Annotated in this window: 8 protein-coding genes; 5 read left to right on the top strand and 3 right to left on the bottom strand. The window is 68.0% G+C overall.

Going from position 1 to position 12343, the window contains the following annotated elements:
• From KGM94_RS17835 to KGM94_RS17825, 3 genes are all read left to right on the top strand, one after another.
• The coding region (locus KGM94_RS17835) for a DUF1214 domain-containing protein (protein ID WP_300262089.1) at positions 1-299 on the top strand (299 nt) is incomplete at its 5' end.
• A 303-nt stretch (positions 300-602) separates the two neighbouring features.
• Entirely contained in the window at positions 603-1733 is a 1131-nt protein-coding gene (locus KGM94_RS17830; protein ID WP_300262085.1) for a peptidase M15, read from the top strand.
• Between the two features lie 251 nt (positions 1734-1984).
• Positions 1985-3676: an isovaleryl-CoA dehydrogenase gene (locus KGM94_RS17825; protein WP_300262082.1), complete on the top strand. Its 1692-nt coding sequence runs from the start codon at positions 1985-1987 to the stop codon at positions 3674-3676.
• A gap of 120 nt (positions 3677-3796) precedes the next feature.
• Here KGM94_RS17825 and KGM94_RS17820 read toward each other — a convergent pair whose 3' ends face one another.
• Together KGM94_RS17820 and acdA are read right to left on the bottom strand one after the other, a co-directional pair.
• The gene (locus KGM94_RS17820; RefSeq protein WP_300262079.1) at positions 3797-4519 is read right to left on the bottom strand and encodes a TetR/AcrR family transcriptional regulator; all 723 of its coding nucleotides are present in this window, start codon (positions 4517-4519) and stop codon (positions 3797-3799) included.
• 3 nt (positions 4520-4522) lie between these two features.
• Entirely contained in the window at positions 4523-5731 is a 1209-nt protein-coding gene (acdA, locus tag KGM94_RS17815) for a 3-sulfinopropanoyl-CoA desulfinase (protein ID WP_300262076.1), read from the bottom strand.
• A gap of 266 nt (positions 5732-5997) precedes the next feature.
• Between acdA and KGM94_RS17810 the strand changes: the two genes are divergently transcribed.
• Positions 5998-7191, top strand: coding sequence for an efflux RND transporter periplasmic adaptor subunit (locus KGM94_RS17810; protein ID WP_300262093.1), 1194 nt, complete (start codon positions 5998-6000; stop codon positions 7189-7191).
• Between the two features lie 9 nt (positions 7192-7200).
• Positions 7201-10362 (top strand): efflux RND transporter permease subunit, encoded by a 3162-nt coding sequence (locus KGM94_RS17805; protein WP_300262073.1) that lies wholly within the window; start codon positions 7201-7203, stop codon positions 10360-10362.
• On the opposite strand, the gene KGM94_RS17800 is transcribed toward KGM94_RS17805, so the two are convergent.
• A partial coding sequence (locus KGM94_RS17800; RefSeq protein ID WP_300262070.1) for a cation:proton antiporter occupies positions 10359-12343 on the bottom strand: 1985 nt, incomplete at its 5' end. The genes KGM94_RS17805 and KGM94_RS17800 overlap by 4 nt on opposite strands.

Here is a 12343-nt window from a genome sequence, read left to right as displayed (position 1 = left end):
CGTTCTGGTCGGTCACCATGTATGACGGCAAGACGCAGCTCCTGATCAAGAATCCGATCGACCGCTACCTGATCAATTCGCCGATGCTGCCGGGCATGAAGATCAATCCCGACGGATCGCTGACGCTCTACATCCAGAACAAATCACCGGGCAAGGACAAGGAGGCGAACTGGCTCCCGGCTCCGGACGGCCCCATCTACATGGTGATGCGGCTGTACTGGCCGAAGACCGAGCCGCCGTCGATCCTACCGCCCGGCGAAGGCGCGTGGGCTCCGCCCGCGGTGAAGCGGGTGTCGTAGCGGGCACGGACACCTGCAGCGACGGCCTGACCGTCTCCGACCGGTGAATACCGGCAGCTCACATCTGCCCCGCACCGCCCGGCCTCGCGGGCGGCATCGCCGAGAGCAGGAGAAGCAGGGCACGGGCGCCCCGTAGTTGGCGCCGTCCGGCGCGGCCCGGTTCCACGGCCGTTGCCCTCCGGCAACACTATCGCGAAAAGCCGCGGCTCCATATTGTCGGTCATTGCGTCGCCGCAGAATGACCCGAACAATCCCCGGCGTCGCGTGCGTGGCTGTGCAGTCCGGCTCAATGGAGGCTCGGAAATGAACCTGCGGCGATTTTCGAACGTTGCGCAGTCGCGCCGGTCGACCGTCCTCGCGGGCTGGGTTCTGGTCTGGCTCATTGCCTTCGGCTCGACCGGCATCGAGCTGACCGGGGCGACGCCGGTCAGGGAGCAGGAGACGTCATCTCCTTCCGCCGTCGCCGAACGCGCCGCCGCGCAACGACTCGCCGCGATCGAAGAAGCCGCCGCCGCCCTCGCCACCGTGCCGACCGCCGCGGAGCTCGCGGCCGCAGCGGCCGCCACACGGACGGCGGTCGTCGACAAACCGGAACCGGCCATTCGACTGGCGTCCACGGACTCTTCGGAGGTGCTGCCGGCCGAAACGCCGCTGCCGGCGACCGTACCGGCCGGCGCGAACCCGGCGGCCGGACCCGAACCCGCCCTCGATTCCGTCGAGGTGCTCGACGAATGTCTTGCGGTGAACGCCTGCATCGACCGCTATCTGTGGGCGCTCTACCGGCGCGCGCCCAAGGAGGACTCCATCAAGGTGCCCGAGCTTCGACGCGTGACGGTCAAGCGGAAGGGCAAGACGGTGACCGTCACCAGGACCGTGACGACGCTGGTCGACGAGGATTTTGCCTGGAAGGATCCGAAGGCCGCGGACAAGGCCGGCATGTCGCTGACGGACTATGTGATCGGCGGCATGGACCGGAGCTTCAAACTGAAGCTTTTTCACGCGCTGCACGCAGCCGAACTCGCCGGTTTCGCGCCCGGCATCACCAGCGCATTCCGCGACGACTACCGCCAATCCATCGCGAGCGGACTGAAGGCGGCCAGCAACAGATCGTTTCATGGCGGCTCCTTGCGCGGCGGCTATGGTCACGGGCTCGCCGCCGACATCGTCAGCATCACCGGCAACACGCGCGACGAGCGCTGGGCGTCCAGCGACAGGCTCTGGAAGTGGATCGACGCGCACGGCAAGGAGTTCGGGATCGCGCGACCCTATCTCGGACGCGATCCGGCGCATGTCGCGCCGATCGACGGCCAGGAATACGCGTCCAAGAGATCGAAGACACAGCACGTCGCAGCAGCCGGGAAGAAGCCGAAGCAGGCCGCGGTGGCGCAGCAGCACGGCAAGGCGAAGCGCACGAAAAGCGTCGCGGCGCTCTGACGGACGCCGCGCCCGGGTCCGATGCGAAAACGAACCGGCGCCCTCAGCCGGCCGCGCCGAGCGAAACCCGAACATGACGGCCGGCGGCGGCGGTATTTTCGCCGGCCTTGCACCCGGCCAAGGCCGGGACCTGGCCTGCGGCTGGCGCGTCCGGGGCCCCCGCGAAACCCGAACACATGCGTCGGCAATTCGGCGCTAGAATGCCTCCACGACGCACGATCCGGTCGCCGCGACACCGGGAGGAAAACGACATGGCCAACACTGCCCAGAATGCTTCGCACACGGGACCTGCAGCCGACCGGTTCGGCGCGGTCACGCACGACGTCATCAACCAGCCGGTGGAACTCGCCGACTTCAACCTGTTTTCCGGCGACCGCGCGCTGAGCGAAGCGGTCACCCGCGAGAACGCGGCGTGGGCGAGCAACGACCTCGCCGATTTCGGCGCGCGGATCGGCACCGCCGACTATCTCGAGCTCGGCGCGCTGGCCAACCGCAACCTGCCGGAATTCGACACCCACGACCGCTACGGCCGCCGTGTCGATCTCGTGCGTTTCCATCCCTCCTATCACCAGCTCATGAAGACCTCGATCGAGGAGGGCCTGCATTCCTCGCCCTGGACCGATCCGCGCCCCGGCGCGCATGTCGCGCGCGCCGCGCGCGTCTACATGCATAGCCAGGTCGAGGCGGGCCACGGCTGCCCGATCACCATGACGTTCGCCGCCGTGCCGTCGCTGATGCTGCAGCCGGACCTCGCCAAGGACTGGGTGCCGAAGATCACCGCGCGCGTCTACGATCCGCGCAACGTGCCGGTCGACCAGAAGCAGGGCATCACCATCGGCATGGCGATGACGGAGAAGCAGGGCGGCTCGGACGTGCGCGCCAACACGACCCGCGCGCTGCCCGTCGGCACGGAAGGACCCGGGCAGGCCTACGAGCTCGTCGGCCACAAGTTCTTCGTCTCGGCGCCGATGTGCGACGCCTTCCTGGTGCTGGCGCAGGCGCCCGGCGGCCTGTCCTGCTTCCTGGTGCCGCGCTGGAAGCCCGACGGCAGCAAGAATCCGCTGCAGGTGCTGCGGCTGAAGAAGAAGATGGGCAACGCCTCCAACGCCTCGAGCGAGACCGAGCTGCGCGGCGCGCTCGGCTGGATGGTCGGCAAGGAAGGCCGCGGCATTGCGACCATCCTCGAGATGGTGGCGATGACGCGGTTCGACTGCATGGTCGGCTCGTCCGCCGGCATGCGCATGGCGCTCGCCCAGGCCATCGACCATTGCCGCCAGCGCGCGGCCTTCGGCAAGCTCCTGATCGACCAGCCGATCATGCAGAACGTGCTCGCCGACCTCGCGCTCGAGGCCGAGGCCGCGCTGACGCTCACCATGCGCATGGCGCGCGCGCTCGACAACCGCACCGACGAGGCGGAGGCCCATTTCATCCGCATCGGCACCGCGATCGGAAAATACTGGATCTGCAAGCGCACGCCCGGCGTCGCCTATGAAGCCATGGAATGCATCGGCGGCTCCGGCGTGATGGAGGACGGGCCGATGCCGCGCCTGTTCCGCGAGAGCCCCGTCAACGCGATCTGGGAAGGCTCCGGCAACGTGCAGTGCCTCGACGTGCTGCGCGCCATGGGGCGCACGCCCGAGACGGTCGATGTCTACTTTGCGGAAGTTTCGCGCGCCAAGGGCGGCAACCGGCTGCTCGACGCGCATATCGAGGCGCTGAAGGCCGACATGAAGGAGACCGCCGAGTTCGAATTGCGCGCGCGCGATCTCGTCGACCGGCTCGCGACCGGCCTGCAGGCGAGCCTGATGGTGCGCCATGCGCCCGCCAACGTGGCCGACGCGTTCTGCGCCTCGCGGCTCGACGCGCGCGGCGCGCACCACTATGGCGCGCTGCCGATGCGGGTGGATTGCAGCGCGATCGTCGAGCGCGCGCGGCCGCGCTAGCGCGAGCGGCGACGAAGGTGCGCTCCCTCGCCCCGCTTGCGGGGAGAGGGTTGGGGTGAGGGGGACTCTCCGCCGGGACGGGGACAAACGGACTCGCGGAGACTCCCCCTCACCCGGAATTCAAGTTCCGTTTGAATTCCGACCTCTCCCCGCAAGCGGGGCGAGGTGGACCGGCGCATCCGCCGGGCGGACGTAGGACGGCACCATCGTCGCGAGATAGCCGTGCACGGCGGCGCAGACGGTGTCGCGCAGCGCATCGTTGTCGATGGCTCCGTCCGACACGATGAGCTGCTGCGACGCCAAGCCGTAGACGATGGCATGCACCGCGAATGCCGTCGGTCCGGCCGGCTTGCCGTCGGGCCAGCCGGGGCCGGCCAGCAGGGCCTCCTCGTGCAGCCGCACGAACTTGCCGTACATGCGGCGGAATTCCTTCATCCCCGACATCCGCCGCTCGAGCCGGAACAGCGCCGCCCAGTCCCGCGGCCGCTGCAACGGCGCCGCCATCTGCGCCAGGATGAGCCGATGCACGCGCTCGGCGAGCTGCCGACCGCGCGTGGCCTCGATGCTCGCGCGCATCGCGGTCGAGATCTCCTTGATCCAGAGATGGATGCAGACCGCGCCGAGATCGTCCTTGCTCGAGAAATATTCGTAGAAACTGCCGATGCCGACGCCGGCGAGCGAGATCACCTGGCGAATGGAGACGTCCTCGTAGTCGCGACTCGCCAGCAGCCGGACGAAGGCCTCGCGGATCGCTTCCGCCGTGGCGCGCGAGCGCGACTGCGCCGGTTTTCGCCGGTGCGCCGTCTCGTTCGTCGGCGAGCGGCCTTTCCTGCGTTCAGGCATCGCCTAGTCCCGCTCCGCCCTCGCTTTGGCGTAACCGTCGCGGGTCTGCGGCAGCTTCCAGCCCAGGACCTTGCTCGCGACCAGCGTGCGCAGCACCTGCGCGGTACCGCCGCCGATCGTGAACATGCGCACGTCGCGCGCCATGCGTTCGAGCGGGAAGTCGCGCGAATAGCCGCGCGCGCCGAACATCTGCAGCGCATCGTTGACGATTTTGATCGCGGCTTCCGAGGCGAAGATCTTGGCTTGGGCTGCGAGTTCCGGATCGGGAAACGCGCTGCCGCCCGGCCCGCGCGAGGCGGCAGCCGCATGCAGCATCAGGCGCGAGGCCGTGAGCTGGGTCTGCATGTCCGCGAGCATCCATTGCAGGCCCTGGAACTCGCCGATCGGCCGGCCGAACTGCTGCCGCGACTTCACCCAGGCGACCGCGTGCTCCAGCGCGCCGGCGGCAACGCCCATGGCAACCGTGCCGGCACCGACGCGCTGGCTGTTGTAGGCGTTGATGAGATCGGAAAAGCCGCGCCTGAAGCCGGAGGGCGGCAACAGCACCATGTCGGGCGTGATCTCGAGATCCTCGAACACCAATTCGCCCTCGGGCATGCCGCAGAGTCCCATGGTCGGCTCGCGCTTGTTCATCCGCAGGCCCTCCGCCTCGCCGCGCACGGCGAGGAAGCCGCCGACGCCGAGCTGCTCGCCGCCCTCGTCGAACACGCGGGCGAAGATCAGATGCAGGCGCGAGATGCCCGCGCCGGTGATCCAGTGCTTCCTGCCGTTGAGCACGTAGCGGTTGCCGCGCTTGTCGGCCCGCGTGGTCATTCCGGAGGCGTCGCTGCCGGCATCGGGCTCGGTGATGCAGATCGCCGGCTTGTCGCCGGAGAGCACGAGATCGGCGGCGCGCCTCTTCTGCGCGTCGGTGCCGTAGGCCATGACGGTCGAGATCGCGCCCATATTGGCCTCGACGACGATGCGCGCCGACACCGTGCAGGAGCGCGCCATCTCCTCGATGACCAGCACGGTGTCGAGGAAGCTGCGGCCCTGGCCGCCATATTCGGTCGGGATCGTCATGCCCATGAAGCGCTCGGCCTTCAGGGCCTCGACGACGTCCCAGGGATATTCGCCAGACTTGTCGATCTCGACGCCGCGCTTGCGCACGAGGCCATTGGAGAGCTCCGCGGCGCGGGCCTTCAGCGCCAATTGCTCCGGTGACAACTGCATGGCGCTTCTCCCTATCCTTCGGCCGCCTGCGCCACCCGCCCCGCCGCGACGAAGCGGTGGTCGTCGGCTAACGGCTTTGCGGCAATTGTGGTGGATTGCGCGTCCGGTGAAAAGCCGATTTGTCACGAAGATTGACAAAACCGTCACGGCGCGCGGGCCTTTCCCGGTGCAACGCCATGGCTATGGTGTTTCACGGCCGCGCGTTTGTTGCTATCAAATCCGGCGGCGACCTGCCGCAGGCACACAAGGAAACGGGGGCCATCGCGATGACGCGCGCGCATCTGAAATGTCCCGCACGACGAGACGGGGTTTCGGGACAGATCGGCAAGCTGATCGCGGCGCTCGCGGCCGCGGCCGCGCTCACCGGCTGCGAGCAGAAGAACGCGTTCGTGCCGCCGCCGCCGCCGAAGGTCGACGTCGCGACCCCCGTGCAGCGCACGATCACGCGCTATCTCGAGGCCACCGGCAATACCGCGCCGATCAAGATCGTCGACCTCGTGGCGCGCGTGCAGGGATTTTTGCAGACGATCGAATACCAGGACGGCACCTTCGTGAAGGAAGGCACCACGCTGTTCACGATCGAGCCCGACACCTACAAGCTCAAGCTCGAGCAGGCGCAGGCCGCGGAAGCCGGCGCACAGGCCTCGCTCCGGCAGGCGGAAGCCGATTTCAAGCGGCAAACCGAGCTGGTGCAGCGGCAGGCGGTGTCGCAGGCGACGCTCGACACCTCGACCGCCACGCGCGACAACGCCCAGGCCAATCTGCAGCAGGCCCAGGCCAACACCAGGCTCGCCCAGGTCAATTACGGCTACACCAGGGTCACCGCGCCGTTCGACGGCGTCGTCACCGCGCACCAGGCCTCGATCGGCGAACTGGTCGGCGTGTCGTCGCCGACCCAACTCGCGACCATCGTCGCGCTGGACCCGATCTACGTGAACTTCAACGTCAACGAACAGGACGTGCTGCGCATCCGCGCCAAGGCCGCGCGGCGCGGCATGACCGCAACCGACATCAAGTCGCTGCCGGTCGAGGTGGGGCTGCAGACCGAGACCGGCTATCCGCATGAGGGCCGGCTCGACTATGCCGCGCCGACCGTCAACCAGTCGACGGGCACCCTCGCCGTGCGCGGCGTCGTGCCCAACGACGAGCGCGTGCTGCTGCCCGGCTATTTCGTCCGCGTCCGTGTCCCCGTCGACCGGCAGAAGGATGCGCTTCTTGTTCCCGACACCGCGCTCGGCAGCGACCAGGGTGGCCGCTACGTGCTGGTGGTCAATGCCGACGGCACGGTCGGGCAGCGCAAGGTGCGGACCGGACCGCTCGACGGCGGCCTCCGCGTCATCGAGAGCGGGCTCAAAGCCGACGACCGCGTGGTGATCGACGGCCTGCTGCGGGCGATTCCGGGCCAGAAGGTCGATCCGCAAGTCCAGAAGATCGAAGCGCCGCAGGCTCGGGCCAGGTAGGAAGCGGCCATGATCTCAAAATTCTTCATCGAGCGGCCGGTCCTTTCCAACGTCATCGCGCTGCTGATGATCCTGATCGGCGGCGTCGCGCTGTTCAACCTGGCGATCGCGCAATATCCCGACGTGGTGCCGCCGACGGTGCAGGTCACCACCCGCTACCCGGGCGCCAGCGCCAGGACCGTGATCGACACGGTGGCGCTGCCGATCGAGCAGCAGGTCAACGGCGTCGAGGACATGCTCTACATGCAGTCCTACGGCGGCGCCGACGGCACCTACACGCTGACCGTGACCTTCAAGATCGGCGTCGACCTGAACTTCGCGCAGGTGCTGGTGCAGAACCGCGTCTCCAGCGCGCTGTCGCAGCTGCCGCAGGCGGTGCAGAACCAGGGCGTCACCGTGCAGAAGAGATCGACCTCGATCCTCCTGTTCGTGACGCTGACCTCGCCGGACTCCAAATACGACAGCCTGTATCTGAGCAACTACGCCACCATCAACGTTCGCGACGAGCTGTCGCGGCTGCCCGGCGTCGGCAACGTCACGGTGTTCGGCGCCGGCCAGTACTCGATGCGGGTCTGGCTCGATCCGCAGAAGCTGCAGGCGCGCGGACTGGTGCCACAGGACGTGATCCAGGCGATCCAGCAGCAGAGCCAGCAGGTCGCCGCCGGCCAGGTCGGCGCGCCGCCGACGCCGCCGGGCCAGGCGTTCCAGTACACGCTCAACGTCAACGGAAGGCTCGACGACACCACGGAGTTCGAGAACATCATCGTCAAGACCGGCAACACCGGCGACGTCACGCGGGTGCGCGACGTCGGCTCGGTCGAGCTCGGGGCGCAGACCTACAGCCAGATGTTCTCGCTGAACAAGCAGCCGGCCACCGGCATCGGCGTGTTCCAGTCGCCCGGCGCCAACGCGCTGCAGGTCGAGCAGGCCGTCCAGAAGAAGATGGCGGAACTCGCAAAGGGCTTTCCGCAAGGCATCAAGTACGACACGCCGTTCGACACCACGAAATTCGTGCAGGCCTCGGTGCACGAGGTCTACATGACCCTGATCGAGGCCGGCCTCCTCGTGCTGGTCGTGATCCTGGTGTTCCTGCAGGACTGGCGCGCGATGCTGGTGCCCGCGACCACGGTGCCGGTGACCATCGTCGGCGCCTTCGCCGCGATGGCGGCGCTCGGCTTCACCGTCAACATGTCCACCCTGTTTGCGATCGTGCTCGCGATCGGCATCGTCGTCGACGACGCGATCGTGGTGGTGGAGGGTGCCGCCCACAACATCGAACGGGGCATGTCCGGCCACGACGCCGCGATCCGGGCGATGGACCAGCTGTTCGCGCCGATCGTCGGCATCACGCTGGTGCTGATCTCGGTGTTCCTGCCGGCCTCCTTCCTCGCCGGGCTGACGGGGCGCATCTATTCGCAGTTCGCGCTGGTGATCGCCGCGACCGCGCTGCTCAGCGCGATCAACGCCGCGACGCTGAAGCCGACGCAATGCGCGCTGTGGCTGCGCCCGGCGGTGCCGCCGGAGCAGCGCAATTTCTTCTACCGCGGCTTCAACAGCGTCTATGACCGCATCGAGCGGGGATATATCCGCCTGATCGGCGCACTCGTCAGGCACGCGACCGTCTCGGTCGCGGTCGCGCTGGTGCTGATCGGGATCGGCGGCTACGGCCTGTCGCGGGTGCCGACCGGCTTCCTGCCGATCGAGGACCAGGGCTACCTGATCGCCGCGGTGCAACTGCCCGACGGCGCGGCGCTGGAGCGGACGCAAGCCGTGCTCGACAAGGTGAGCGAGATCACGAGCAGGACCCCTGGCGTCGCCCAGGTCATCACCATCGCCGGCATCTCCGCGCTCGACAACAACGCGAGCCTCGCCAATGCCGGCGTCGCCTACGTCATCCTCAAGGACTGGAGCGCGCGCGGCAAGGGCGAGGACCTGCGCTCGCTGGTGTTCGGCCTGAACGACAAGCTCTCGACCATCCTGGAGGCCCGCACGCTGGTGCTGCCGCCGCCGCCGATCCAGGGCATCGGCAACGCCGCCGGCTTCTCGATGCAGGTCGAGCTGCGCGACGGCAACAGCGATTTCGCCAAGCTGCAGGCGATGACGGGGGCGATGGTTGCCAACGCCCAGAGCCAGAGCGCGCTGCAGCGCGTCTCCTCGTCGTTCCGCTCGTCGGTGCCGCAGTTCGACGTCGAGATCGACCGGGTCAAGACCCAGACGCTGCACGTGACGACCGACCAGGTGTTCTCCGCGCTGTCGTCCTACCTCGGCTCGTCCTACGTCAACCAGTTCGACAAGTTCGGCCGCGTGTTCCAGGTCTATGCCCAGGCCGACCCGGCATTCCGCCTCACCGAGCGCGACATCGCCAACATGATGGTGCGCAACCAGAACGGCGACATGATTCCGATCGGCACCGTGGCCAGGATCACGCCCGCGGTCGGACCGTCGCTGATCAGCCTCTACAATCTCTATCCGTCAGCGACCATCGTCGGCCTGCCGGCGCAGGGCTACTCGTCCGGCCAATCGCTGCAACTGATGGAAGAGATCGCGGCCAAGACGCTGCCATCAGGCACCGGCTACGAATGGACCGCGATGTCCTACCAGGAGAAGGCCGTCACCAACCAGATCTATTATGTGTTCGGCCTTGCCATGCTGCTGGTCTATCTCGTGCTGGCCGGCCAGTACGAGAGCTGGTACGCGCCGATGTCGGTGATCCTCGCGGTGCCGCTGTCGCTCATCGGACCGATGCTGGTGCTCAACGGCCTGAAGATCGACAACAACCTCTATTGCCAGATCGGCCTGATCCTGCTGATCGCGCTGTCGGCCAAGAACGCCATCCTGATCGTCGAGGTCGGGCTCGAGCTGCACGGCCGCGACGGCAAGCCGCTGCTGGAATCCGCGATCGAGGCGGCGCGCGCCCGCTTCCGGCCGATCCTGATGACGTCGTTCGCCTTCATCCTCGGCGTGGTGCCGCTGGTGCTCGCGACCGGCGCCGGCGCCTCAGCCCGCAAGTCGATCGGCATCACCGTGTTCTCGGGCATGCTGGCCTCGACCTGCCTCGCCGTGCTGTTCGTGCCCGCCTTCTTCGTGGTGGTGCAGCGCTTCGAGAACTGGCGCGCATCGCGCAAGAATGCGGCGCCGGCCCCGCAGCCGGCCGCCGAAGCAGAATCCTAGGACTTGCGAACGGGCTGGCCGGCCTCGCCGCTGGAGACCAGCAGCACCGATGCCTTCGACCGCCGGACCACGACGTCGGCGACGCCGCCGAAGCTGAGGCGGTCGCCCTGGATGCGGTCGACGCCCATGACGACGAGATCGGCCTTGCTGCTCTCGATCTCCTGCAGGATTGCCGTCTCCGGCGCCGCATGGGCCTGCAGGGTCGTCGTGATGTCGACGCCGTAGCGCGCCGCGAGCGCGCTGGCGTCCTTCAGCACGCCCTCCTCCCGGACCCGCGACCGCGTCGCCGCCCGGCGCGTGCCCCGGTCCCGCGTCGTCGCCACGTAGATCACGCGAACCGACGCCGAGGCCGTCTGCGCCAGGGCGATCGCGACTTCCGCGCCGCGGCGCGAGACGCCGCTGCCGGAAAGAGGCACGAGAATCCCGAACCCGGCGGGCGTCGGCTGCTCCAGATGCGCGGCCTTGCCGGCGACGATGGCGAGCGCGCCTTCGAACTCCGCGGCGGCGTCCTCGACCTTCCTGTGAAAGCCGTCCTTGCGCCCGGTCACCGGATCGACGCCGACGATCATGAGATCAAAACCCTTCCTGGCCTCGTCCACCACGGCCTCGCCGATCGCCTTGTGCCGTGCGCGGGTGGTGACATCGACCTTGCCGGCTCCCTCCTCGTCCCGCTCGCCGGCCGCCTGCGCTGCCCTCCTGACGATGGCCTCGTGGCTTTCCGCCCCGCCGCGATGGCTCTCCTGCCGTTTTGCCTGCCGCCCGATATGGAGCACGGTGAGCGGCAGGCCGCGCGGGCCGGCCAGCAGCCCCGCGAGGTGCGAGGCGAACGTCGCATTCGCGCTCTCGTCGACCGCGAGCAGCAGCCGCTCGAGATTGGCGACGAAGCCGCGCCTTTCGAACTCCTCGCGCTCGAGGCGTTCCTCTTCCTGCCTGCTCATCGGAAGACGCGCCAGCGCGGCGCGCAGCATCGGCGGCATGGCCATCGTGGTCACGATCGCCATGGTGACGATCATCGTGAACAGGTTCTGGCTGAGCACGCCCATCGACAGTCCGATGGTCGCGATGATGACCTCGGTCGACCCGCGCGCGTTCATGCCGCTCGCGAGCGCCAGCGATTCACGCGTGCTGAGCCCGCCCATCGTGCCGCCCAGGAAGGCGCCGCCGAACTTTCCGACGCTGGCGATCACAACGAGCAAGGCCGTCAGGAGCAGCAACTGCGGCTCCTTCAGCACCGACAGATCGGCGCTCAGTCCGGCGAGGCCGAAGAAGACGGGCATGAAGAAGCTGCTGATCAGGCCGCGCAGGCGCTCGTCGATCTGCCTGGTGAGAATCGGCGATTCCCCGACCAGGACGCCGGCGACGAAGGCGCCGAGCACCGTGTGCACGCCGATCAGATGCGTGACCAGCGCCATCGCGCCCATCAGCAGCAGGATCACCGTGACTACGGGCGCCGCGCTGACGAGATTGTCGTTGGCCCAGCGGATGAGCTGAAACACCAGCCAGCGGCCGACGGTGAAGCTCGCGGCGAGGAAGGCGAGCGTGCCCAGCAGCGCCTTCGCCACCGATGCCACGTCGAGCGTGCCCCGGGACGCCAGGCTGAAGATGACCGCGATGATGATCCAGCCGACGGTGTCGTCGATGATCGCCGTCGCGACGATGATCTGCCCGACGTCGCGGCGCATGAAATTCATCTCGCGCACGACGACGGCGACGATCTTCACCGAGGAGATCGACAGTGCCGTCCCCATGAACAGCGAGGCCACGAGGCGCGCTTGCGGATCCGGCAGCAGCGCGTCGGGCAGGTATTCGCCGAGCGCGAAGCCGCAGGCGAAGGGCACCACGATCCCGGTCAGGGAGACCGCGATCGCCGCCTTGCCGACCTTGCGAACGAGCTTGAGGTCGGTCTCCATCCCGGTCAGCAGCAGGAGCAGAAGGATGCCGAACTGCGCGATGCCGTCGATCATCGCCTTCTGCTCGGGCG

The organism is Bradyrhizobium sp., from assembly GCF_028868675.1.
Lineage (GTDB): Bacteria > Pseudomonadota > Alphaproteobacteria > Rhizobiales > Xanthobacteraceae > Bradyrhizobium.
This window is presented reverse-complemented; position numbering and strand designations above follow the sequence as displayed.